21 protein-coding genes are annotated in these 26,281 nt (G+C 43.1%); 3 read left to right on the forward strand and 18 right to left on the reverse strand.

From position 1 onward, the window contains the following. Positions 1-902, forward strand: a 902-nt coding sequence (locus tag Q369_RS0120210) for a T9SS type A sorting domain-containing protein (RefSeq protein WP_031529586.1), incomplete at its 5' end; no start/stop codon positions are given. A gap of 78 nt (positions 903-980) precedes the next feature. Here Q369_RS0120210 and Q369_RS0120215 read toward each other — a convergent pair. Both Q369_RS0120215 and gmd read right to left on the reverse strand, forming a co-directional pair. Further along, positions 981-1,646 (reverse strand): hypothetical protein, encoded by a 666-nt coding sequence (locus tag Q369_RS0120215; protein WP_031529587.1) that lies wholly within the window; start codon positions 1,644-1,646, stop codon positions 981-983. A gap of 257 nt (positions 1,647-1,903) precedes the next feature. Beyond that, the gene (gene gmd / locus Q369_RS0120220; protein ID WP_031529588.1) at positions 1,904-3,016 is read right to left on the reverse strand and encodes a GDP-mannose 4,6-dehydratase; all 1,113 of its coding nucleotides are present in this window, start codon (positions 3,014-3,016) and stop codon (positions 1,904-1,906) included. Positions 3,017-3,381: 365 nt separating this feature from the next. On the opposite strand from gmd, the gene Q369_RS0120225 reads away from it, so the two are divergent. Both Q369_RS0120225 and Q369_RS0120230 read left to right on the forward strand, forming a co-directional pair. After that, the gene (locus Q369_RS0120225; protein WP_031529589.1) at positions 3,382-5,010 is read left to right on the forward strand and encodes a DUF1800 domain-containing protein; all 1,629 of its coding nucleotides are present in this window, start codon (positions 3,382-3,384) and stop codon (positions 5,008-5,010) included. A gap of 2 nt (positions 5,011-5,012) precedes the next feature. Next, positions 5,013-6,548, forward strand: coding sequence for a DUF1501 domain-containing protein (locus Q369_RS0120230; protein ID WP_229206903.1), 1,536 nt, complete (start codon positions 5,013-5,015; stop codon positions 6,546-6,548). Between the two features lie 24 nt (positions 6,549-6,572). Here Q369_RS0120230 and Q369_RS0120235 read toward each other — a convergent pair whose 3' ends face one another. The 16 genes from Q369_RS0120235 to Q369_RS0120310 all read right to left on the reverse strand — a co-directional run bounded on the left by Q369_RS0120235 (position 6,573) and on the right by Q369_RS0120310 (position 25,733). After that, the gene (locus Q369_RS0120235) at positions 6,573-7,322 is read right to left on the reverse strand and encodes a WecB/TagA/CpsF family glycosyltransferase (RefSeq protein ID WP_035333724.1); all 750 of its coding nucleotides are present in this window, start codon (positions 7,320-7,322) and stop codon (positions 6,573-6,575) included. Between the two features lie 36 nt (positions 7,323-7,358). After that, positions 7,359-8,480 (reverse strand): glycosyltransferase family 4 protein, encoded by a 1,122-nt coding sequence (locus tag Q369_RS0120240; RefSeq protein WP_031529592.1) that lies wholly within the window; start codon positions 8,478-8,480, stop codon positions 7,359-7,361. Further along, on the reverse strand, positions 8,470-9,576 hold the full coding sequence (locus Q369_RS0120245) for a glycosyltransferase family 4 protein (RefSeq protein WP_035333725.1): 1,107 nt from the start codon (positions 9,574-9,576) through the stop codon (positions 8,470-8,472). The genes Q369_RS0120240 and Q369_RS0120245 overlap by 11 nt, the downstream gene beginning before the upstream one ends. 41 nt (positions 9,577-9,617) lie before the next feature. Further along, positions 9,618-10,958, reverse strand: a complete 1,341-nt coding sequence (locus Q369_RS0120250) for an O-antigen ligase family protein (protein WP_169739268.1) — start codon at positions 10,956-10,958, stop codon at positions 9,618-9,620. Positions 10,959-11,187: 229 nt separating this feature from the next. Then, positions 11,188-12,429 carry a glycosyltransferase gene (locus Q369_RS0120255; RefSeq protein WP_031529595.1) on the reverse strand — a complete coding sequence of 414 codons (1,242 nt, stop codon included), beginning with the start codon at positions 12,427-12,429 and terminating at the stop codon, positions 11,188-11,190. A 15-nt stretch (positions 12,430-12,444) separates the two neighbouring features. Then, the gene (locus Q369_RS0120260) at positions 12,445-13,677 is read right to left on the reverse strand and encodes a glycosyltransferase family 4 protein (protein WP_031529596.1); all 1,233 of its coding nucleotides are present in this window, start codon (positions 13,675-13,677) and stop codon (positions 12,445-12,447) included. 11 nt (positions 13,678-13,688) lie between these two features. Continuing rightward, complete coding sequence (locus tag Q369_RS0120265; protein ID WP_051664162.1) at positions 13,689-15,032, reverse strand: flippase; 1,344 nt, start codon at positions 15,030-15,032, stop codon at positions 13,689-13,691. Between the two features lie 83 nt (positions 15,033-15,115). Next, positions 15,116-17,428, reverse strand: a complete 2,313-nt coding sequence (locus Q369_RS0120270; RefSeq protein ID WP_051664163.1) for a GumC family protein — start codon at positions 17,426-17,428, stop codon at positions 15,116-15,118. A 10-nt stretch (positions 17,429-17,438) separates the two neighbouring features. Beyond that, entirely contained in the window at positions 17,439-18,215 is a 777-nt protein-coding gene (locus Q369_RS0120275; RefSeq protein ID WP_031529599.1) for a polysaccharide biosynthesis/export family protein, read from the reverse strand. Between the two features lie 420 nt (positions 18,216-18,635). Continuing rightward, on the reverse strand, positions 18,636-19,289 hold the full coding sequence (locus tag Q369_RS0120280; protein ID WP_051664164.1) for a sugar transferase: 654 nt from the start codon (positions 19,287-19,289) through the stop codon (positions 18,636-18,638). Between the two features lie 38 nt (positions 19,290-19,327). After that, complete coding sequence (locus Q369_RS0120285; RefSeq protein ID WP_031529601.1) at positions 19,328-20,341, reverse strand: vWA domain-containing protein; 1,014 nt, start codon at positions 20,339-20,341, stop codon at positions 19,328-19,330. 48 nt (positions 20,342-20,389) lie between these two features. Continuing rightward, entirely contained in the window at positions 20,390-21,274 is an 885-nt protein-coding gene (locus Q369_RS0120290; protein ID WP_031529602.1) for an aldo-keto reductase family protein, read from the reverse strand. A gap of 2 nt (positions 21,275-21,276) precedes the next feature. Then, positions 21,277-22,290 carry a Gfo/Idh/MocA family protein gene (locus Q369_RS0120295; RefSeq protein ID WP_035333726.1) on the reverse strand — a complete coding sequence of 338 codons (1,014 nt, stop codon included), beginning with the start codon at positions 22,288-22,290 and terminating at the stop codon, positions 21,277-21,279. A gap of 163 nt (positions 22,291-22,453) precedes the next feature. Continuing rightward, positions 22,454-23,560, reverse strand: coding sequence for a glycosyltransferase family 4 protein (locus Q369_RS0120300; protein WP_031529604.1), 1,107 nt, complete (start codon positions 23,558-23,560; stop codon positions 22,454-22,456). Positions 23,561-23,869: 309 nt separating this feature from the next. Beyond that, complete coding sequence (locus Q369_RS0120305; RefSeq protein WP_031529605.1) at positions 23,870-24,730, reverse strand: glycosyltransferase family 2 protein; 861 nt, start codon at positions 24,728-24,730, stop codon at positions 23,870-23,872. Positions 24,731-24,800: 70 nt separating this feature from the next. Beyond that, complete coding sequence (locus tag Q369_RS0120310) at positions 24,801-25,733, reverse strand: hypothetical protein (protein ID WP_051664165.1); 933 nt, start codon at positions 25,731-25,733, stop codon at positions 24,801-24,803. Positions 25,734-26,281: the final 548 nt, after the last annotated feature.

The raw sequence follows: 26,281 nt of genomic DNA on the forward strand, positions 1-26,281 counted from the left end.
GCGCGGATTGTAACTTCATCAAGGGCTTTGCGTGGGACAAGAATTATCCTGAAAAAGCCTTGACAGTTGAGGTGTTAGAGGGCAGTACGATCCTGGCCACTGTTGTAGCGGATGCTTACCGGTCAGACTTAAAGGCAGCTGGTACTGGCACAGGTAATTATGGGTTCTCGATACCTGCGCCAGCAGTGCTGAAAGATGGCGCGACACATTCATTGAGTGTGCGCATTAAAGGCCCAGGTACGGTCCTGACAGGCTCTCCAAAATCTGTGAACTGCGCCTTGCCAGCTTCTTACGGGGGCGGCTTTGATTTCCTGAGCTGTGCTACGATCAAGGGCTGGGCATGGGATAAGAATTATCCGGACAAAACCCTAACGGTTGAAATCATGGAGGGTAGCACGATCTTTGGTACTGTTACTGCAAGTTTGTATCGCGAAGACATTAAGAACAAAGGTTATGGAACTGGAAATTATGGCTTTAATTTGTCGACCCCATCAGTTTTGAAGGATGGAGTAACTCATTCCATCAGCCTGCGGGTGAAAGGGACTAATTACATTATACCAGGATCACCGAGGGTTATTACCTGCGCTTCTTCGGCCAGGATAGCGACACCCGAAATTGCTCCGTTTATGCCCGTTGAAGAGCCAGAAGATATAGAGATTACTGTGGCACCAAACCCGACGTCAGGGAAAATAACAGCTGAGTACAGTTTGGATAAAGATGTCAAAGCGAACTTGTCTATCGTAAGTTCGACAGGCCGGGTAGTATGGCAAAAGACAGAAATTGGTACTGGAAGCAAGGCGAGTGAGTCGATTGATTTGAGTCGCTATGCAGATGGTATATACATCTTTACGCTTAAAACAAGTGCTAAAACGGAGAGCAAGCGAATTGTACTCACAAAATAAGCTAAAAATAACCCGTAAATATAAATGGGCGCTCTTGATATCGAGCGCCCATTTTCTTAAGAATTTTAATACCACAACTCAAGATCCTTTATTCTTCTGTTTTTTCATGTGCCTAAGCTTATTCCTCAATTTACGTGTCGCTTTTTTCTCAGGGTGTAGCATCAATGAATCGGCAGCTTTTTTCTTATCAAGCATAGATTTGTCGTAAACCCAACCCTTAACCTCATACGTTTCCCCTGTAGTTCCCTCGGCAATACCGACTTTGATCCGCTTTGAGGATATGGACCATGAATGCGTCCACTTAACCTCACCTGGTTTTATTTCAGTTAATTTAGGAGCAACAGCTAAAATCTTCGGGGCTCCGTTATCCGCCTCGAAGAACTTGACCAGATTAGTATGATCCTCCCAAAGCTTTGTATCAGAGTAAGATGCATTTCGACTAAGACCAGAAAGCTCAATTTTAAACAGTTCTGATTCGTTATCGAAGAAAGGCTTGACAAAATAGGTATTGGAACCAAAACCTTGTAACATGTATTTGTTGGCGGATTGGTATTCTTTTAGAGATATGCCAAAATTTACGCCAGGCAAAGCCACTTTTGATTTTTGTAGAGCATGGCTAGTATCCTCCCTGTAAGCAGCAACCTCCTTGCTTTGCAGAATTTCGGTTGTCGATTTTTGCTCATCCTTCTTTGCTTTGCAACACAAGAGGCTAGTTGTCATCAGCAGGGAAACATAGAATTTCATCTAAGGCTTGAAGGGTAACGTTGAATAGTGGACAAATATATCAAAATACTTGTATGTAAGTATCGAGCAAACAGGCAAATTAGTATACATAAGTCACTATAAGTATCCTAATTTATCGTTAAACACCACATATCTTTTGATCAAGGAGGCCTGCATTCTAAGAAACTCTGCTATAAACCAAAAATTTAAAAGCTTATTAAATACAAAGGCCCGGGAGCAGTGCACTTGCCTCCGGGCCTTTGTATTTAATAGATTTCTTATTCGTAATAGTTTGGAACACGGTGACCGCTACTTTCGAGTAACCTGTCTTTTTTGAACAGGGTCACGTCAGCCGCTACCATATCATTAACCAGTGCTTTCAGGTCATATATAGGTTTCCAGCCCAGTTTTGTCATCGATTTCGTTGGATCTCCGATCAACAGTTCCACTTCTGTCGGGCGGAAATATCTTGGGTCAACAGCTACTACTTCTTTGCCAACTTCGATCTGGAAATCAGGGTTGTTGCATGCAACTACGGTTGCAATTTCGTCAACACCTTCGCCTGTGAATGCAACTTCGATACCTACTTCGTCAAAAGCCATTTTCACAAACTCGCGAATGCGGGTGGTAATACCTGTTGCAATCACAAAGTCCTCGGGGGTATCCTGTTGCAGGATCAGCCACATCGCTTCTACGAAATCTTTGGCGTGGCCCCAGTCACGTTGTGCGTCCAGGTTACCCAGATAAACCTTATCCTGCAAGCCCAATGCGATACGTGCGACTGCGCGGGTGATTTTGCGGGTTACGAAAGTTTCACCTCTCAATGGAGATTCGTGGTTGAACAAAATCCCGTTCACTGCAAACATATCGTAAGCTTCGCGGTAGTTCACTGTAATCCAGTAACCGTACAGTTTCGCAACTGCGTAAGGCGAGCGTGGGTAAAAAGGGGTTGTTTCTGATTGTGGCACCGCTTGTACCAGACCGTAAAGCTCTGAGGTAGAAGCCTGGTAGATTTTGGTCTTTTTGGTCAATCCCAGCAAACGAACCGCTTCCAGGATCCGCAAGGTGCCGATACCGTCCACATTGGCAGTGTACTCAGGCTCTTCAAAACTTACCTGTACGTGCGACATCGCGCCCAGGTTGTAAATTTCGTCCGGCTGAACTTCCTGAATGATCCGGATGATGTTTGTAGAATCACTCAGATCACCATAGTGAAGATGGAAACGCACATTTTTCTCGTGTGGATCTTCGTAAATATGGTCGATCCGCTGCGTATTGAACAAAGAGCTGCGGCGCTTAATGCCGTGTACTTCGTATCCTTTGCTCAGTAAGAGCTCTGCCAGATAAGAACCATCCTGCCCGGTTATCCCGGTAATCAATGCCTTTTTCATTTAGACTTATTGAATGTTGAGTAAAATCAGACAACTTTTTTTTACAAAGTTATGAAAGTTTTTCCGGTGATGGTTTTTGTTAGTACTTCTTTGGAAAGATGCATTAGATGTAAAAAGCAGGTCTGGCACTAACACTTTTTAGTTCTCGGCAGAGACGCTTGGTATAGTACTATGTGTCGCACCTCACTGCAAGTAGATCTGATATGGTATAATGAGTTTACAAATGCGTTGTAGTTGTTCGTTGGATTCAGCTAAAAATTAATATCTTCGGAAGATGGTCTTGTGTTTAGAATTTGTCATTATTAAACATAGAAATACTTTAACTTAAACATTAGCACATTACCCGGTGCCCCTTTTTCGATACCATGCCCTACCTAGACCCCTTCTCGCAACCGCTTTCTGCCAGGAATGCGGCGCATCTGCTCAGACGTGCTACCTTCGGGCCCACGCCGGAAGAGATCGTTGATTTTACAGGTCTGTCGGCCTCCGAGGCCATTGATGCGCTTATTAAAAACGCGGCTTTGACGCTTTCTCCCGCTCCGCCCGTGGTGATGGACGATGCTTCTCCCATTGCTGGTCAGACGTTTACTGATAAACCGTTCGACTACGGTAAGAGCAACGAATACAGCTTTTATGTGAAGTACTGGTGGATAGGGTTGATGGCCGAGCAGAATGGAAAGCCTTCGGTACTGGAAAAGATCACTGCTTTTTGGCAAAACCATTTTGTAACCACACAAGCCGTCGTTACTGACTACCGGCTTTCATATCAGTATATCGCTTTACTGAGGAAGAACAGTCTCGGTAATTTCAAGACGCTCGTTTCTGAGATTACAAAAGATGCAGCAATGCTCATCTACCAGAATGGAAACCAGAACGAGAAGGATCACCCGAACGAGAATTATGCAAGGGAATTGCAGGAACTCTTTACCGTAGGTCAGCGGGATTATGCCAACAATCCGAATTATACAGATGAAGACGTAAAAGCCGCCGCCAGACTGCTGACCGGCTGGCAGGTAGAGAATGAGTCTGTCCACGGCTCCGCTGCGGCCAGGACTGTATTCAACCCAGACCGGCACGACACCGGGGACAAGAAGTTTTCCGACCATTATAATAACACCACAATAAAAGGTAGGGCAGGGGCGAATGCCGGAAATGAGGAGCTTAGCGACCTGGTTGATATGCTGACCAGCCATCCCGAATGTCCCAGGTTCATTTGCCGGAAACTCTACCGCTGGTATGTCAATACAGATGTGACGCCGGACATTGAGAATAATGTAATTGTACCGCTCGCCAACTTTTTTGCCAGTGCAGAAAACAACTTTGCATTAGAGCCCGTGCTGAGAAAACTGCTTTCAAGCGAGATCTTCTATCATCCTGATAATATTGGCTCCATCATCAAATCTCCTGCGGAGTTGCTGGTGGGCTGTATGCGGTTTTTTAAGCAGCCGGTCCCTGACATGAAGCGGGAATATATGGCATTCAAAAAGTATGTGGAATACATACATTGGCGAATGTACCCGATGCAGCTGAACCTGCTGGACCAGCCTCTCGTTTTCGGATCTCTGCCTTATTATCAAACCGGGTATTCTGTCAACTGGATCAATTCTGCAAGTATTGGAATGCGCCGGATGTTTACAGATCAGATGGTTTATCCAACGGAAATCTATCCAGGTTACAAAATAGGTATTGATCTGGTGAAGTGGGTTAGTTCTTTGCAGCCCAACTTTTCTGATGTGGAGGGCACTCCCTGCATCACCTGCGAGCAAGTCTTCGAAGCGTTTAGTAAAAACCTCTTTGTTCATGATCTATTCCCTTCACAGAAGGAATTTTTAATTGACAAGATCATGATGTATTCAGCCCCCCGGAAAACTTGGGAATTTGAATTCAACGCTTACCGGAGAAATCCGAATCAGGAAACCAGAAGCGGGATTTTATGGCGGCTGGAAGCGGTAATGAAGTATATGATGAGCATGGCTGAATTTCAAATTTTTTGACAATGTCAACGATTAACAGAAGAGATTTTCTTGCGGCGACTTCCTCGATGGTCTTGCCGGTAATGTTAAATGGATTTGGTGTAAAAGCATTTGCAAGAAACTCGGCACTTGTGAATTCACTTCACGAGGCAGCTACCGCCAATCCGGACCGGGTACTAGTGATCATTTATCTCAATGGCGGAAATGACGGCCTGAATATGGTGATTCCGGTGGAGCACTATTCGCGCTACCAGTCGCTGCGGAGTAACATCGCTATCCCTGAAAATAAAGTGCTGACGCTGGGTAGCAGTAAGGAAATGGGACTGCATCCCGCCATGACAGGCATGCAGCAGCTTTATAAAGAAGGTAAGCTCGCTATTGTTCATTCTGTTTCTTACCCGAACCCCAATCTTTCGCACATTCGCTCCACTGATATCTACATGACCGGATCTGACGCGACCCAATACGCGTCAACGGGTTGGGCAGGAAGGTATTTGGAAGACAGGTTTCCCGGCTACCCGGAAAATTATCCGAATGATAACATGAAAGATCCGCTGGCGATACAAATCGGGCACATCGCGAGTACAAGTCTGCTGGGGAAGCGGCAGTCAATGGGCATTGTAATGGCTACGCCGGACGAATTTTACCAACTAGTGGGAACACAAACCAACATTCCCGTGGATGATCTGCCGTGTTGCTATTCCGGTCAGCTGATCAAATACGTCAGGGAGCAGCAGGTACTCTCGATCGGTTACGGTGCCCAGATCAAGCGGGCGTCTGAGGCTGGGAGAAATATGGCGAGCTATCCCGAAAACGGAAACGAACTTGCGGAACAGCTTAAAATAGTAGCCAGGCTGATCCACGGAGGCCTGCAAAGCAAGATCTACTATGTGGAGCTTGGCGGCTTCGATCTGCATTCAGAGCAGGTCGATCCGAATGATACTTCAAATGGGGCGCATGCCAGCCTGTTGAGCAAACTCTCTGGTGCAGTATCTGCTTTCCAGCAGGACTTGAAGTTGCAGGGTACAGAAGACCGTGTCATAGGAATGACATTTTCCGACTTCGGCCGCCGCGCTTCTTCAAATGCTTCCAAAGGAACCGATCACGGCATCGCCGCTCCGATGCTGGTTTTTGGAACCGGTATAAAGCGGCAGAACATTGGTACAAACCCTGATCTTGCCAAAGATCTGGTGCCGCCGCTGGCAAGCTCAGGGGACAATAACTACGATATCGCCATGCAGATAGACTTCCGGCGCGTTTACTCTGACATTCTCAGCAACTGGTTTGGAGCCGAAAGTCCCAAAACAGATGCTGTACTTTTCAAAAGCTTCAAAAACGTTTCCCTTTTTTCCAATATAGTCGAAACGATTGGCTCCGGCTCCTGGGGCGAAAAGTCGATATGGTCCCATGGCAGAGTTCCCGATTCAAATGATTTGGTCAAAATAAACCGGGGACATACCATATCTGTCAGTCAAAATATCGCTGCGAAAAAAATCAATGTGGATTCGGGCGGAGAATTATATTTCCAGGGAAACTACAAGGTTGACACCAGAGAATAAGAATCCGCAACCGATCATCGCGACTTATGATTTAATCCGTTTAAGGTAAGAAATATGAAGAAGCAGATCCTTAACAAAAGCGAGCTGGTTCTTCGTATTTCTCCTGAAAATTTCCGGTCTTAGAAAAATTCTGACCAGCCATTCCAGTCTCAGCTTGATCCATATTGGCGCAGGTCTCTTACTATTTCCGGCATACCAGTCAAATACATTGCCCACAGCACACAGAATTCGCGCATTCACAAGATCACGGTGCTGGTAACCCCATTTCTCCTGCTTTGGAGCCGTCATTGCTATAAAAAGGATGTCAGGCTGAAATGCATTGACTGCTTCAATCATTCGAGCGTTGTCTTCATCTGAAAACTCGGCTTTATAGGGCGGCGAATAACTTGCAGTGATCACCCGCGGATATTCCTGACCTAATCGCTGAGTGATTTTTTGCAGCGTCGCTTCTGTTGACCCCAGTAAAAAAACTTTCCAGCCATGTTCGTTGGCCTTGGCAACGAGATAGTCAAAGCAGTCCTGACCAGCGATTTTTTTGATATTCTTCCCATTAAGCAGAATACTTCCAAGCGCTATTCCAATACCGTCTAACACCAGGAGATCGGAGCCTTTGAGCGCCTTCTCAAATTCCTGGTCTTGCAGAGCAATACCGTACGAGTTAGGACTGAAAGTATTGATAAGCAGCTTTTTAACATCTGCCCTGATGATATCCAAAGAAGCCGAAAATACCTCGTAGCTCAGAACGTTTGTACTTTTGTATCCTTGAAGTTCCATAATTATTTAAGCTTGTATTGTGATAAGTTGAGAATACTATGATGGGTTTTCTGCAATCGCAGTTTTGAGTATGTCCCTGATGTTTGTTTCAAAAGTTTCGAGTCTGAAATACTGTTCAAATCTCGCTTTTGCTTCTTTCCCCATTGCTTTTCTGAGCTCGGGGTTTAGAATCAGGATTTCAAGTTTGTCAGCTAATGCGTTCACATCTTTTTGCGGTACCAGATAGCCGGTTTGTCCATCTACAACAATATCGGGAATACCACCTTCCGGGCAGGAGACTACTGGCAAGCTATGCTGCATTGCTTCGAGATTTACAATGCCGAAAGTTTCGTAATGATAATAGGTGGGAAAAACGAAAACGTCGGAGTTGTTAAAGAAAGCAAGTTTGTCGCTATTGTATTTTGCCCCGTGGCCGAAAACCATCTTTTCCAGGCCAAGTTCCTTTACCTTAATCTCAAAAGCTTCCTTGGTAACATCCGACCAGGCACCTACGAAATTACATTCAAATTGCAGGCCGCGTTCTTTTAAAATCTTGCAAGCTTCGGCAAGTACATATACCCCCTTTTCTTGCATCATGTTGGACAGGAATAAAAGGCGGCAAGGGCTTTCAGATTCAGCTATTTGCGTGTGTACTTTCGCCGTCTCCGTACTTTCCGGAATGCCGTATGCACAGAAAAATACATTGGATTGTTTTGCATAATTCTTGACATCGGAATAAAGATATTTAGAGATCAGAATGCTGAATGCATTATTGAATGCATACCGGTAAAGAAAATCGTTTATCCGCGTCTTTTTTGAAGTGTCAACACCTTTGTTGTGAAAATGGTAAATGATTTTCTTTCCGAAAAGTTTACATATCGCAACGATCAGCATGTCTTTATAAAACCCGGGACCGCTTGCATTCAATGTAACGTAGCACAAATCATAATTTCGCCTGATCAATGCGCTGATCACGCGGTACTGAATGTTCAGTAATGCACCAAGCTTCTTAAAACTTCCTTTTCCTGATTCCTTTAAATGCGTGGAAGTGGAAAGGTTGATATATGTTGTATCGAATTCATCATTGATCAATGCACTATTACGAATAAACGTACCAGCCATTGCAGCACCGTGCACCGGTGGTGGTATGTGTAAGACAAATAAAATGCTAGATTTCATGCGAAGGGGTTAAAGTATTTTTCGACAAAGTAAAAGAGACTGCATCCAGTATTCCCTTTGCAGCCTGGAAATGATTGTAGGCCTGGACTTTCTTCACAGCCTGGTCGGAAAACTGCTGGATCAGATTTTCATTAGATAATAATTTCACAATTTGCTCAGCCCAGACTTTTACGTCTAATGGAAGAATATATCCGTTCACTCCATCAATAACCAGATCATCAGCAGCACCTGCATTACTGCATGTAATCACAGGCGTCCCGCTTGCACACGCCTCATTTGCTACAATTCCCCAGGGATCGTGAAGGGTTGGGAAAAGAAAAAGCTTTGCTTTTGGATAGCAGGAGTAAAGGGATTGCTGATCCAGAAAACCGGTGAATACATAATCCAGTTTCAACGCATCCATTCTTGCAAGTACAGACTGCCTTAAACGACCATCACCGACCATTAATATCCTGAGAGCAGGATGTGTTTTCTTCAACTCGTTGGCCACTTCGACAAAGAAGCCGGGCATTTTCCGCTCAATAAACTGTCCGGAGAACATAATATCATATTCTCTGCTTTGAATTTCAGGTGACTTAAACCGGCTGTTATCAATGCATAAAGTACTTTTAAAAATTTTCCTGGATTTTACTCCGTAGCTTTTGAATAGTTCTGCCGATCCATTGCTCGGTCCGACAAACGCTTTGGTAAAAGGGAATATGACTCTTCTGACCAGTTTATGAAAAATTGAATAATCTTTCTCTGACTCGTAAGTCCCGTCGAGAGAGACAATCAATTTACGCCCTCTTAGTAAGGCCCAGATCACACCATAAAGCATCGTGGGATTGAAGCCGGTAATTAATAAAATATCCGGATTCAGTACGTTAAGTAAAGGCCATACATTTAAGTTATTATGTTTAAATGTTTTTGACTTTTCCTTCAAAAAGTGCTTCTGATAATTTCCGTATTCAAGTTTCCATGTCCGGTTTGGTTCCAATTGTGCGCAATAGACCACACTGTACGAAATGGACGTATCCTGGCCAAGTATCTCATGCATTCTCTCACGATACGGAGCAGGTACGTTTGTCAGGTAAACGAGGCTAGTTTTACTTTCCATTGATTATTTTGTCTCTGTGCACTGAATACAAATTTGTTGATTTAAAATTGCGTTTCACTTGTCAGATAAGAGTTCGCGTATTTTGTTACATCTATATCTATTATCATATTCTTGGTTGCGTTTTCTTGTGGTACAAGAAACGTACTATTTTTTAAGAGTGTAATGACTGCATTATAAATCACCAGGAACAACAATGTAAGTAAGAAGTAATTGGCATCCCGGATGAATTGAATTTTAAACTGGTTAATCAGTAAAAAGGTAAACAGAAGATTAAATCCGAGTAAGATATCTATCGCAAACAGATTATATTGCCGCACTCTGAAATAGAGTTGATAACCTCTGACGAGACTTATTATAAATAAGGAAAGAAATATAATGCCTCCTAAATATCCCCATATTACAATAACACTCATGTACAGGTTGTGATAATCCGGGATAATATCATCACCGGTTTTATCAAAATGTACCTTGATGTATTGGCTTCTGTTTGTGAAATAACCTTCACCAAATAGCAGGTGGCTTTCACCCGCTTTTTTGATGCCGTACGCGAAAATTCCGCCTCTGTTTATTTCTTCGCCGCTCAGGATCTTTTCTAATGTCAGATTTTTCAGATCCACGTTTTCACTCCGTTTTGAAAAAACGTCAAAGTCAATCCATCCAGCACTGGCGTTTACGATTGCGAACGCAGAAGCGAGTACCGCGCCATAAAGAAGTACCTTTATTTTGAGGCGTTTGTTTAAGAGGACGGATGTCAAAAGCGTCACAGCAGGCAGTAGCAATACAGAAGACCTGGTGCCTGAGAATATGATGGATAGAACACCTATAAAGATGATTGCGAAACAGAAATAGTAGAATTTCTGCCCATAAGCTTTCGACGAGCCACTTAGAACTGCCGGTAACACCAGCGCGATTAAGGAAATTGAATATTCAGCGTAAAACTCAAAATTATTTAGAACACCTGTGCTGCGGAGGATACCCATTTCATATTCTTCGGCAGCACTCAGGCTGGGAAAAAATTCGAATGGAGATGCAAACAGTTCATATTTTTGATTGATAGATACTACAAAACTGTAGAAGAAAAATATGCCGACTACTTCAATGAACCGCTTTAAATCCGGGTAGGAGAGCTGGATTTTTGATGCAAAGAAGAAGAGAAATAACAGATTAGTGAATATCAATGCGGCTGCCAACTTTGTTTGAGTACCTGCATTATTGTTGAGCAGGCTAATAAATTGGATAATCAGTAGAGCGGCTAATAAGGAGATCAACATCGCGCCCACAGATGAAGGTGCCGAAAAGGAATTTTTAAAGAAGGCGAGATACGTAATGAGTGACAACGACGCCGCCATATTATAAATACCTCCGTTTTCATATCCAAACATAAAATGATTGCATATAAAAAGCTGGATAAGAAATGTTGGGTATTTGTTCCTGTAAAGAGATTCGAAAAACAGCCCGCCAATAACTACTAGTGACACTGCGATTACAGGTGCTGGGTATCTGGAAAATGTAAATTGTCCTAGCACCATCATCACGGCCAGCCTTCCTATTACAGCAATTAATGGGTCCTGGATTTTTGGCTGAGGAGTACTTATAATAGAACTATGCATATCAATCGACAAGTATTTGTGTCATTTTCTTGTAGAGAGCAACATAGGATTTGGCTTGCCTTTCAAGACTAAATTTCTTCCTGGATTCGGTTGAGATTGTATCCTGGTTAAATTCAGCTGTTCGATTGATGCATTTCGCCAGCACTTCACGAAGGCCACGGCCTGAGAGCTCATTGGATAACATTCCATTGTATCCGTTTACAATGTGGTCCTTCATACCGCCAACGGAAAACGCAACAACCGGGGTGCCGCATGCCAGGCTTTCCAACATAACATTCGGCAAATTATCTTCACGACTTGGCAGTAGAAAAAAGTCGGCAGCGCTATAAATTTCACTGAGTAGCATTTCAGAATGAATGCTGCCCAGGTATTTCACTCCTGGCAATTTCTGCCCACTTTTTATATTGCCGACAGCTACGAATTCACAACTTTGTCTTAGCAATTGATCGGCGGTAAGACTGGCAATAAAGTCGAATCCTTTTCGTGGGTTTGCTACACTTTCTGATACAAATAAGACGGTTATTTTGTCAGGATTTAGGCCCAGTTTGCTCTTCAAGTTTGACTCTGCTGAATTCTTATTGTTGAACACGGAGGTATCTATTCCATTCGGGATGACCGTATGCGAAAATCTGCCCAATATTTCCGACTCAGATGCTTCTTTCATCATCCACCTTGATGGGGAAACAACGGTGAGCGCATCGTCTGGCAACTGGTTGAGAGCTTTCAGTTTACATTGGTATTGTTCATCATTTGCTTCGAAAAGAATTTCCCTGTTCCTGATATCATCGTCTTTATAGTGAAATCCGCCCTGAAAGGCATTCATATCATGTTGTGTCCACACAACAGGCTTGTTTATTTTATTAAAAAATGTTTGATAGTCGAGAAAATTTGCGACCCAATGCAGATTAACCACATCGCATTCTTCAACCAATGGGTGATTAACAAGCTCAGTAAATGACGTTTTTGCAAACGAAAAATAATCGAAATCACCTTTGAATTTTCTTGAACGGTTGTCGTTGGAATGTTCAAGTGTGAGTGGAAACCCGAGGTTCTTTAGAATCCTCTGAAACAACACAAAGTACTTGTTAGTTTGCTGAAATGCATACACTTCCGGTGTATCTGTTCTTTTCTCTAACACCAAGACTTTGCTTTCAATACCTAAATTCAGGAGTCCTTTATGCAACCGCACTGCCGCCGTGCCGGCGCCGCCATTATCAAAACAAGTTATGTGGAGGATTTTCATTGGGGGATTGTTTTGTTACGAGTAGAATATCTCATGTTTGTAAAGCTTCCGTAGCAAATAATTTGTTACCCTAGCTGTTCCGGCGTTTCTAAACTTTACCCACAACAGTAAGCTGACTGCCACTTTCTTTATAAAATCGAAATGTTGAATCGCGGGTAGTTTATTGATAATCACCTTGGTTTTTGGTTGTCTTACTCCCGACAAAATCTGTAAACCCTTTTGGGCGACTGCAACATAATCGTAGTCAGTAATGATTTTCTCTCTTCCCTGAGATCCGAGTTTCTGCCGTAGAAGTTTGGCATGAAAGAGCTGTTTTGTATATTCAAACAGCTCCTCCCTGGAATTGGCACAATAACCGCCAATCCCGTGACCTATTGTTTCACTTTGCGAGTTATCTGACCAGGGTGTATTCAGCGCAATAACGGGAGTTTCACACAAAAGGGATTCTGCCAAAGCATATCCGAAACTCTCACCCTGGCTGCTGATGTGCATAAACACGTCAATAGCTGAATAGCATCTCGACAATTCGAGGTCACCATGAATTGAATCAATATTAATGATTCGGTGATGAAGGTTGCGGGCATAAGCATACTCCAGCAATTCTTCTCTGGCATTTACGAGAACAAGGTAAGTGTCGGCATTCACTTCTTTAAGAAGTCGGTCAAGAAGCTCAATTAAATAATGCGACCATTTTGCATAATGTCGTTGTCCGATGCGGCCGATAACAAATGCATTCTCAGGGATACTATATTTATTGCGAAACTCAGCTATTTCAATGTTAGATGGGCGTTTAAATTGTGCGGTCTTAACCGGATTAGGTACAATGACACTTTTATTCTCAGATCCGCCGCGCAGCAGGTACAAATATTGGCACCATTCTGAAAGCTGAAAGCTATATTCCAGAATATCCTCAGGGTATGATGATGGTTCGCTAAATACATTGGTCTCAACAAACTTTGCCGATTGACAATATTGCTTCAATGCAAGCACTTCCTCTTTGACAAGTGAATGGGAATGCAGGTGTACAATATCGGGCTGCCATATTTTTACATGTTTGATAAAATCGTCTGTCAAACCAACGAAATACGGAATTTCGAGTGCATGAAGCTCAATCTCTCGGGGACCACCTGCTTGTGTTGCCAGCAGCTGGCTGTCATGTCCGAGAATCTGATATGCTTCGCAAAAGTTCTGAGCTGCTCTTTGCGTACCTCCCTTATCCAGATCGTAAACGACGGTTAAAATCTTCATCTTCAAGTTCGTTAGATAAGCTTCCCGATTTTGTCGGTTTTGATAAACAACAGTGCTTCTAATCGCAGAAAGAATATTGCGCGTTCATTTGGAATCAGGAAACCAAAAATGAATAGCGACATATCTGCGATCAATGTTCCCATTGACGCGCCTGCGATATCGTATCTCGGAATAAGATACATGTTGACCAGTATGTTAATACCAGCTATGATAAGTTGTCTGATAAGAATTGTAGAGTTCTTATTCAGTTTTTGAAGGATTGTGCTTGTGACAATATTCAGGAATGTAAATGGAATGGACCAAATCAGGATGTTCACTACTGCGATACTTGGTTCATATTCTGCTCCGTATAGCAGATTGACTGCAAATCCTGAAAATATATTCACACCTATTCCCAACAATGCAAGGGCCATAAATATATACCGGAGCATTGCAATCAACTTATTACGCTCCTTGACAAGATCCATTTCAATAATTTTGGGGTAAATGGATTGGCTTATCAGCATCGGAATGAAATTGAATATCTCGGCAAACTTTACCCCGACTGCATAGTATCCGACGCTCGTTTCATTGATGTAGCTTTTAAGCATGACCTGGTCAATTCTCATTCCGATCGAGATGGAAATACTGCTAAGTATCAGCGGCCAGCTGTCCCTTAATAATTTTACGGCGACATTTGTATTGAATTTCCATTGTCGGATATCAGCCTTATTCTTTTTGTAGAAGTAGATAAGACCGATAGCGGAGACGATTGTTTCAACTACCACAATAATGGCAAATACCTCGACCGATGCTTTCAGGAATAAAAAGAGCAGCTTCAATAAAGTGGATATCAGCAGTACTACGAAGTTGACATATACAACGAACTTAGATTGGACTTTGGACTGAAAGTAGAAGTCAATTACGTTGACACTTTGGAAAATGGTAGATGCCGACGTGATCATAACAATCAACTTTGTGTAGGAGTCGGTCGGAATGATGTTGATGGTGATTGCCAGCAAAGTCATTACTACAAATGCACCGACTAACTTCATTACGAAGGCAGTGCCAAGCAGTAGATTTTCATCTACTTTCTTATTTACCAGTTCTCTGATTACAATATTGTTTAGCCCCAGCGTAGCCACTGCGCCAAATAGTCCGACCAGGCTTTGCGCATAGTTCAGTATTCCAAAATTCGCAGGTCCTAAAAAGCGGGCAACCCAAACACCAACGAAAAGTCCGACCGCCATCCGCAGGATCTGTTCGCTGAACAGCCAGGACGTGTTGAACGCATATTTTCTGATGGTTGGATTATTGATCAGAGTGCTAAACTTGCTGACAACACCTGAATCCGATTTGTCGATGGTATTACGCATTAAGGCTTTTAAATAGTCGCTGTTGAGTATATATATCGGGGGCGGGATTTTGCCGAAAATTCAATGGATTGGTGACTTATATCTCACCTGTAATAAGCAGTATCATACTTATATCCATATCCGTGTTTCCGGCGATTAATGCCGTTGAATATGATGTTCATGTTTTTGAAATTGCTGTCTTTATTGAGCTCTTCTATAAAGGCCAGCTCGTTCTTTGATGTGAAACCTTGTCGAATGATATACATGGTGGCTTCACTCAGATAATCTATGATAAGTGCGTCGGATACGAGGTGCACAGGAGGAGTGTCGATAAGAATATCGTCAAACTCCTGCTTTAAGTAGTCGATCAATTTTTCTAGCTTCCCGTTTTCCAAAAGTTCGGATGGATTTTCTGGTATTTCACCGCAGCCGATTACGAACAGATTAGCCGCTTGCTTGGTAGTTTGAATGATTTCATTCTCCATTACCTCGCCCCGCAGATATTCAGAAATTCCCGGATGATTGGCTGGTAATTTGAACAGCGATGCAATTTTTGGTCTGCGCAAATCAAGTTCCAGGATGATCGTTTTTCGGTCTGATGCTGCGAGTGAAATTCCGAGATTACTCACTGCGAAACTTTTTCCTTCGCCCGCCACGCTGGACGTGAAGAGTGTCACCCTTCCATGCTGTTCGGTGCTGTGAATATGTTGAAGTCTTGTTCGTAGCGCCCTGAATTGTTCCAGTATGAGAGAGTTACTTTTGTCCCCTGAAATCAGCGGGTCTTTCCCTTTCTGATGAGATATTTCGCTGATTACAGGAATGGAAACCGTATTTTCAATTTCACTTCGGTTATTAATGCGGCCGCGCAGAATGCCGATCGCGAATATTGAGCCCGCAGGAACAACGAGCCCGAACAGGAGTGCAATTGCAAGAGCCAGCGGCTTTTTGGGCGACTTGGGTACATCCGAATAAGCGCTTTCTACAATCTTCGCATCATTTAAAGTAGAAGCGTAGCTTAATGCAATCTCTTCCTTCTTTTGAAGAAGGTATACATACAAATTCTCCTTGATTTCCTGCTGACGCTTGATACTTGTATATTGTCTTTCCTGACCCGGAATATTCTTAATTGATTTTTCGAATTTGTAATTATTTCCCTGCAATTGCGCCTTCGTTGCCAGGAGCGATCCTTTAATTGCCCGCACATTGGCACGAATTGCATTCTCTGTTGTTTTTATCTGTCTGTTAAGCGGCTCAAAAATAGGATTCTCTTCCGGTGTGGTAGCGAGTAGCCGATTTTTTTGGAGGTGAAATGCGCTAAGTTGTTCAACCAGATTAACCAGCCCCGGATCAGAAATGCCGAGTGTTGCGGGTGGATTTCCGGCGTTGCTGCTGGAAGCCACATATTGTTCTATTCCTGAGATTACATCAAGTTGTACATTAACGTCATTCAGCCTTGTATCATTTGATTGGACGTTTTGGAGAAAGACTTTCGCTTCTGATGAAATATCGGTTACACCGCGACTGCTCTTAAATCCTTCGACACTTTTTTCAACACTGACCAGCTCACCTGTCAGAGATGACAGGCGATTGTCGATGAACTTAAGTGTGCTCATCGTGATCCTGTTCTTATCTTCCAATGAGGATTCGTTATAGACGCGCATTAAACTATTCAGTATGTCTTTTCCACGCTCGGGAAGGGTATTGTCGATGCTAAGTTCGACAACGGGAGCCAACTTGTTTACAAGGGAGACTGAGATTCCCTTTTGATAATCCGCAACTGCTTTTTCTGGAGACGTAAAGGTGATCTCAATTTTCTTTCCAATGTAATTTTTTATGGCAGGAGTTTTGGACAGCTTCCACTTGAAATCATTAGTGACAATTATGTCTTTAAAGTTTGCGGAAATAGATTTACTTCCTAATCCACTTACGCTATAACTGTCCTTACTTTCTATTAAGATCTCCAACTTCTTCGAGTACAGCGAGTCTTTTATACCTGAAATGAATTGAAAAGCAAAAGGGCCATTCTTATACAGCTCCTGGCTGCCCAAGGTCTTTTTCTCTGTGTAGCTTATCCATAGTTGCAGATCTTTAACGACTCGTCCGATCAATTCCCTTGACTTGAGAACCTCAATTTCATTTTCAACTGTCTTCGGCTTTTCATAGACGTTCAGCTTTTCGAGGGGTGTTTTTTCTACGCTCGCATTTTTCTCGTCTTTAATCAGAAGTTTGGCTGTTACTTCATAAACCGGCGGCGTTGTTTTGATATACAGGAACGCAATTGCAAGCGCAGCAGACAAGCTCACAACAAAAACCGGCCAATAGAAAATGCATTTGGTCAGCAGTTCTGAAATGCTCTGCGGCTGCGTTTCACGTGCAATATTCGGAGAAGATACAATAACGATCGGTTCCTTATTCATGAGTTTCCTTTTAGAGCTGAGTAATAACAATAGCGATAATGGAGAGCGCTGAAAGCACAAGGCTCGCAGTACGATAGCTCCTGTCAACGGCCGCAAACTTAGTACGCTCCGGTTTTACGTAAATGATATCGTTATTTTTAAGGTAATAGAATGGCTGATCAAACACTTTTTTCGAGGTAAGATCGATCGGGTAATATTCCCTTTTTCCATCCCTTTCGCGAATAAGTATTACGTTGGTTCTGTTGGCAGTGATATTAAGATCTCCCGCCATACTTATAGCTTCTATAACTGTGATGCGTTCTTTTTGAACATTGTAACTGTCCGGCCGCAGTACGTCTCCAAGCACTGAAACTTTGAAATTGAGCAGTCGGATATTTACAACAGGTTCTTTCAAATAGGTAACCAACCTTTTTGTAAGTGATTCCCGAACCTGTGCGGAAGTAAGGCCGGCTACTTTAAACGATCCGATCAATGGAAGCTGGATATTCCCGTTTTGATCAACCAGATAGCCCACCACAGGATTTCCATTTGAATTATCAAAGTTATTTCCATTAACTCTTCCGAGATTGTAATTAAATATAACCGAAGCGTCAGGGTTAAGACTGGTAACATTTATCCCCAGAATATCGTCAACCTGAATGGTTAGAGAAGAGTAATTCCCAACAGTATCAATGGAAGGCAGCGCCTGATTTAAATCTTTAAAATAGGGCACATTCTTATAGGAACTGCATGATGCGAATACGAGTGTCGCCACTGCAATGGTAATCCTTGATAGCAAATTTTTCATTTTTTAAATGGCATTTTTATATGTGGTACCAGAGTAGGAACGGTATCTCTCTTGATGGGTTTCTCGGCTGGCAAAAAGAGCGTGGCAATCAATAGGGAGGCAGGAATTCATACGTTGAGTTGTCTTATTTTCATCTAAATTACGCCCTGCATAAAGATTATCACTTTTTTTGGGGCGAATGGCCTTGAATCTTGGGGTCAGTTTTACTAATTCGGTGGTTAGGAACTAACAGCTCGTTGCAAGTTTAGAATAGAGCGTATTCAAGTTGATGATGAACCTGTTAAGCAGGCTTGGTACTTAGTCCAGATTATTTATAATTGAAACTGCATTTGATTAACGGTGTGCCGTATACGTATATCGATGCGGATCTTTGTATTTATGGATCTAACTTATTTATAGTTGGAATTTGTGCTGGTTCTACTATTTACCTTTCCCAGTTAGAACAACTTGGATAGTAAGCCAGATTAGATAGATATCGGTTTTCATCCCGTAGATGTCCAGGTACATAACATCGTATTTCAATCGCTTCAAATTTTCACTTGCATTAGTCGCATACCCCACTTTGATCTGACCAATAGAAGTGATACCTGGGCGGATCGTAAGCAGCCGTTGAAAATCGTGGCTTGCTTGTGCCATCAGCATATCTACATCAACCTGGTGGAGCGGTCGCGGGCCGACGACCGACATTTCGCCTTTTAGCACATTCAGGAACTGTGGCAACTCGTCCAGGCGCGTTCTTCTTAAAAAATTTCCGACCGGAGTAATTCGTGGGTCAGAAGCGCCCAGCGAATGTGTAAGGTTGTATTTGTGCGAGTCGGTATACATGGTCCTGAACTTGATGATGCTGAAAGGTTCGCCCCAGCGGCCGGTTCTTGTTTGTAAAAAGAACACGGGGCCTTTCGACGAGCATTTCACAAGAATCATCACCAGCAGGAACAAAGGTATTCCGCAAAGCATAACTGTCAGCGAGAATGCAACGTCGAAGATTCGCTTGTAAGCCGCCCAGTCTTTCTCTGAAACTGACTTTTCCAGAATATCGTCGAACGGGTATCCCGCAACAAATGGACTTTTCATGATGTGCTGAGTAAAGGTTTGAGGAGGGTAAATTTCAATTAGAGACTTTTCAATTGGAGTTTGAAAAGAAGGTCAATAGGAGCGGATAACCTGCTGGTATTTCTGCTGTAAGTAAAAGTGTAAACCGAAGAGACCGAAGTAGCCATTTTTTTGAAAATACCGTCCATCTCACCAGCCGTTTTTCCGATCAGGGAAATTCCGCCGTTTCGTGTCAGGTCTTTTAACACCTTTTCGTCGGGGCTGTATGTGGGATGGCCCTTTAAACCAATCGTATAGGTGGAGACAAATTTGCCACCAATTGGCGAACCAAGACGGTTCTTCACATGATCAATACTTTGATAGAGATTAGAGTCAGTCCACGAGTTGTTAAGGCCGTCGGTGAAGGTGATGAGCGCCATCGCCTCGGCATTGGAACCTTCTAGCAGCGACAATCCGGTATCTACTGCCTGGTAAAGCTTGGTTTCGCTGCCGCCCTTTCTGCTTTGTATGAAAGCCTTTGCGGCAGCGTAATCCGAGCTCAATTTAAATGATTCAATGACATCCGAAAAGACAACCAAACCGACCCTGGACTTTGTAGCTGCATTGGCAGCAATCCTGTCAATAAACTCGCCGGCGTATTGCTTAATGAGCGCCTCGTTGCCGCCAAGCGACCTCCCAATATCCAGGACAAGTACATAATCCAGCGTTTTCACGGGACTAATCGAGAGTTTGTTATCCAGATCTCTCAGCGGAGACCCATTGACCACTTCAAATGTCTCTGCATTCTCCATGATGAACTCGTAAGGCGTCCCGTTTTCTTCAACGCGGATATCAGACAAATTCAGGCAGGCCATCGACTTTTGGCATTCGCCGGAATGAACAAAGCTGCTGCTGGGATTCAGGCGCAGCCGGGCAGGCAGATCTCCGGGCTGAAACCTGAGGGTTGGAGACCCGTCTGCATTATTATAAGTTGCCCTGAATTCAATGAAATTTGGGTCTGTGGTAACTTCCTTGTCTTTTCTGCATCCTGCCAACAGCAAACCCGCAATTGCTAATGTCAATATTGATCTCATAGGTACTTGGTTCATTCGTTTGATTTTTACTGCCTGAAAGTGTGTCGATTAGCTGACAACTTCACTTAATTCGCCAGTCAAACTGTATTCGTTGATTAGTTCTACTGTCTGCTCAATGTTGGCGGCAGACGATGCGCCAAAAAGGATGGATTCGATGTTAGGCAAATTGCATACATACTCAATCGCCTCCTTCGGAGGGATCGCGCCCCCGGCCAGAACCTGCATAGCCATTGCTCTCACCTTTTTTGTCCTGAGCACCTCCTCGTAAATCTCACGTCCGCCTGACATGCGGAAACCAACTTTGTTGATCGAGCTGCAAATGATCGGGTTGTGAATGCCATTGGCTTCAAGTACAGACAGAAGTTTAGGCATATTCATGGTAATGTAACCCGCTTCTGCGCCGTACTTCTTCTTCACGTACCGGTGAAATGCAACGAGGATATCGTTCATTCCAAGGCCAAGCAGCAGGTCTGTGATTACATTCTGTAAAAAGATCACAGGTGTTTGAATACCCCTGAACATCTTCATCTCAGAGTCGATGAGGAGTTCCATGATCGAGATATAATCCTTGGACAAGAAGGCCAGGCCGCCCTTGAAAAGTGATCCCACAAAGTTGCCGGGAACAAAGTGTTTCAACGTACCCGCGTAGCCCATTTCCGTCACAGCATTTGCATACTTATGTGCGTAAGGCATGCAAGGATAAATCTTGAAATCCTGGTACTTAGAGGGGTTTTTACGGATGTGGTCGCAAATATTTTCGATGCGGTCGTGCGTTGTGCACATGAAAGTGTTAATGCCGCTTTCAATGGCAATATCCAGTGTTTTGATGATCGCGCGATCGTCTTTAAACTTAATGGATTGCGCACGTGATTTTTCGTCAGAAATATGGTTGACGGCGAAGAATTGATTGTCTCCGAAGATGATTCTGTCCATGATTAATTAAGGTTGCTGCTTTTGATCATTGAAATTACATTGTCGGTATACCAGGCACTTTTGAAGTTGTTGATAACATTAGGTACCTGACGTTCAATGGCACTGATGAAGTAATCGATTTGCGAAGAGTACTCTTCTCCTCTCAGGTAGAAATCCACAGAGTCGGTCAGATCGGTCACATATTTCACAGTCCAGCCTTTTGAATATCCTTCCGGACAGTCGCTTGACTTGAAGTATACTTTCAGCTCATTGGCGTCGCAGATGATTTTACCTTTTTTGCCCTGGATTGTAATGGAAGTCGACATTTTGCGGTAGGTCTCGTCACTCCAGTTTACCGAGAGCACCCCATTTACACCTGAATCAACTTCGAGAATACAATAAACAGCGTCTTCTACATTCTTCGAGTAAATCGATTCCAGCATCGTGCCTCTGACACCAGTGATGTTACCTAAAAGGTAGTTGATCAGGTCAATAACGTGCGAAGCATAGTCCATCAGACAGCCACCGCCTTCAGCGGGATCTGCGCGCCAGTTATCCTGTTTTTCGCGGATTACAACCGGCCCGTACGATTCACCGGTAAAATGGTATACTTCGCCGAGAACACCGAGATCCAGCAGTCTTTTTACCTCCCTGAATGTCCCGATGAACTTGTTGTGATAGCCTACCTGGTTGACAACAGCCTTTTCCGCTGCCAGCTCAACGAGTGATTTCCCTTCTTCGGCAGTCAAACAAAGCGGTTTTTCAGCAAAAACGTGCTTGCCTCTTTCCAGGACCTTGCGCACCATTGTTGCGTGGTATTTGGTGGGAACAGATACAAAAACTGCGTCTGCATTTGTCTTCGCAAGCATTTCCTCATAATTGGAAAAGCAGGGGAACGAAGAATATTTTTCGAAAACGTCAAGGACCATTTTTGAGGTGTCACTCACTCCGACAACTTCAACATTCGGATGTGCCCCGAGGATAGAGAGATGGGATATGCCCATCTTGCCGGCACCAATCAATGCAACTTTTACCATAACGATTATTTTTGATGAGTTTGAGATAGATGATCAGAAGAAAAAGGTTTGTTTAAAATGATATTATTGTAAGCTGAAATCAGAATAGACGGGTTAACGTTATGCTATATACGTGTCGCTTGTAACTATACTTTAACTTTATGTTTGTCATGTAAACTTTGCATCAGATCTGGTGGTAAGTCCCTGCAAAAGTGCTTGGGACAGTGTGCAACACAGCATCTACCACTCCCTGAGCTGCCTGGTTGTGATTGTAGATCCGGACCCGCGATAATGCATTGCTGGCATACTGCCGGATCTGCCCCGGATTGTTTAACAGCCTGGCGATTTGTTCAACCCAGATATCCACATCCAATGGGAGTATTAGGCCCGTGTGCTGATCAATGATCAGATCGTCAGCCGCGCCGGCGTTTGCACAGGTTATCACGGGCGTGCCGCTGGCGCAGGCTTCATTTGCAACAATGCCCCAGGGATCATGCAACGTCGGGAAAAGGAATAATTTCGACTTGTTGTAGCACGAACCGAGCGATTGCTGGTCAAGAAAGCCGGTGAAGAGATAATCCAGCCCTTCTGAATCAAGCCGCTTTAAAACGGGCTCCCTTTCGGGACCGTCCCCAACCAAAAGTATTTTGAGTCCCGGATAAATCTTGTTGAGCCGGCAGGCCACATCCACAAAAAAGCCAGGCATTTTTCGCGCGATGAGTTGGCCCGAAAACATGATGTCAAATTCCCTGTCGGTGATGCTGGATGGGGAAAATCTGCTGTTATCAACACACAGTGTGCTCTTGAATATGTCGCTATCCTTAACCCCGTAGCTTTTGAAGAGCTTAGCCGATCCGCGGCTCGGCCCAATAAAGGCGTTTGTAAAGGGGAAAATGATCTTTCTGACCAGCTTATGGAATATTGAGTAGTCCTTTTCCGAATCATAGGTGCCATCGAGGGATACGATTAACTTACATCTTTTAAGCATCGCCCAGATAAAACCATAAAGCATTGTCGGATTGAATCCGGTAATGATCAGAACATCCGGCCTGATCACATTAAGCAGCGCCCAGACAGAGGGATTATTATGCTTGAATGTCTTTGATGCCTCGCTCAGAAAGTACCTCGCATATTTCCCATAATCCAGCTTCCACGACCTGTTAGGTTCAAGCTGCGCGCAATACACAACAGTGTATGCAAATGCGCTTTCTTGTTCGAGCAGTTCGTGCATTCTTTCCCGGTAAGGGGCAGGAACGTTGGTAAGGTAAACGACATGAATTTTATTCTCCATTTTGAGGGATTATTCGGAACGAGGCAGAGTATTTAGCTTTATTAATCAGTTTTGAACCAAATAAATGGATCTATAATAGTTTAGGCTGATGGCAGGTGTCAATCGACGAATGCTAACATGTGTGCCTTAATCGGGGAGCACTGAACAGCTCCCGTGTTACAATCATTTGCTATTGTGCTGAATTGTTAATCTAAGTTACCAAAGGTTATTTCTTGATCTTTTATTTTGTGGCCAAACCTGAGTCTAGTGGGGTTATCATTTAGATTAGCGGGGTTTATAAATTTGCTAAATAGCGCTATGAAAAGGCCTTTAACTTTGCGTTGCTTTTAAATTATCCCATAAAAATGGAAATAAAGTTTTGAGCCACAGCTTGCTGAATGCAAATGGATAATAGACTGGAAAGTGATCACGTATAAATCCCAGATATTCATGATAAGCTAACCCTTTTGGGCTCTTTAAATATTTGATTCTCTCCGAAAGCCGCGTATTGGAACCGCGCCAGTTATTACCGTGATCATCCGTACATTCACCTAAAATTCCGGGTGCAACAAAAACGGAAAATCCTGCCTTCTTTGCTTTCAATGTATAGTCATAGTCAGCAATTCCGTGTGTGAAATTCTCAGATAAAATACCGACTTTTTCTACGACAGCTGCGGGAACCAGCATGATATTTGCATTTCCAAGATCACATTCCACCGCTTCTTTGGAGCTGAAAACCTGAACACTCTTTATGGAAAAATTCGATGTTAATTTTTTTCCTCCATAAGATATTTTTTTTGATATAGAATCCATCGTACTACCAATGCAAATACCTGGAACTCCGTCTTTTGTTTTCGTTGATTCCACACATCTCAGAAGTGTACTAATTGCATCTGAAAATAACATTGTATCGTCATTGATCAGCAAATAGTAGTCGAAATTACCGGCAGATGCCCGTCGCCATGACTTTCTCATTCCGCCCGCCCAAAACAAGCTACCGGTTCCTTTTAAAATTTGAACCTGCGGAAATGATTGCTTTACTGCTTCGGCTGTCCCGTCTGACGATAAATCATCAGTCAGAAAAGTGGAAATTTGAACACTGTCATCGATATCCTGACTGTACAGGGTTTTCAAACAATCGAGTGTTTTGCTCTTTCTGTTGTAGGTTGTTAATAATACCGCGATTTTCATTAATACACAGGTAGTTAAATAGATAGCTTTTTATTAATCCTTACTTCGCGAATAGCCCTTAGTGTTCTCACTACGCACTCAAATGCAGCATATTCTTCACCCTGTTCATGATCCGAATGCGCATGGGTGGTTTTCTCATGAACCGTTTTTTTGCGTGGTGACGCTCGTATTGGGTGTTGACTGCCAGCTGCACCTGTGAACCTGTATTTTGCCAGGGCCAGGTTTCGCAAAAATGGTCCTCGGTCTTTTCTCCGCTCGAATGAACGCCAACCAGACCGATATTACTCACCAGATTAACGTTTGGAACCACCGCCAGACCGTAATTGAGGAAGAGAGTATATTGCCACTGGTAATCCCAGGTTCTTTTTTTCTCTTCCACATAAACTTCGTTAAACCGGTCGTACCAATATCTGGCGATTTTGCTATCTCCGAATAACGTCTGGATCTTTCTTTGATTCTTCATTTCGGGCAGCTTCTCCATCCAGAAATCATATTTATTCCACGCTCTTTTCCAGGTTGCCCAGCCCCAGATGTGACCTATCAAACTGAAAAAATGATCGGATTGCCCCATGACAAATTCTTCGTTCCATCTGGTACCTGAAACATGCATCACGCGATCATTGTTGTGGTATTTATCAAGCATTACTTTGCAAAACGAAAAGAAGGTTGGGTGTGGCAAACAATCGTCTTCCAGAATGATCAATTTCTCATTTGTTTCAAATGCCCAGCTGATCGCAGAAGATACACCCATTGCGCAGCCCATGTTACTGTCAGCAAACCATCTTTCCACCTGACAATCCCAATCAATCTGCGAATCGTCGAACAAGCTCCTGCATGCATCTACCAATTCTTTTTCTTCGGGCTTTTCTACTCTTGCCGCATCTGAGAATATGTAAAGTTTTGAAGGTCTTAGCTTCCTGATTTGTGCAAAAACATGACAAGTGGTTTCCGGCCTGTTAAAAGTGATGAGCAGGACAGGGACATCAAATACTTTTTTACTCATTACGAATCAATCATCAATAGTTAATAATCTAAATTCATTATAGTACAAACACATGTCTTTATTTGTACTGGAATTTCTTTTTATAAAGCAAGGAGCATTTTTCAGCAGAGGCGAAATATATCTCCAATGCAAATGAATAAATCTGCGATCAGTAATAAAGTATATTACACAAAGTCTGTATTATTTATCACCAATCTTACTGACACTGCATTAAACTTTCCATTGGTATTTCTGAAGGCGTAATCGTCAGGTCGATAAACTTATTAAAAAGCCTATTTTTTATGTGATGATGTTGGTGTCAGGTAATCAATAACAACAGACAAGTTTATTGGCTGGCTATGCTATTGACGGATATCGAAAAAGAGTGTGCTTGATAAAATACAGGTCAGTTTGCAAGTGGCCTGTTTGATTTCGAAATCTAAATTACAACAATAGGGTAGGGCAAAATACTTTTTGGGGCGATACCCCGGGTAATATGTGGTCAGTTTGACGAAATCTGGGGTCACAAAAATCCCGTTTCTAAACGCCGGAAAAGGCTTTATTCTACA

The organism is Dyadobacter crusticola DSM 16708 (genome assembly GCF_000701505.1).
In the GTDB taxonomy this organism is placed as follows: Bacteria; Bacteroidota; Bacteroidia; order Cytophagales; family Spirosomataceae; genus Dyadobacter; species Dyadobacter crusticola.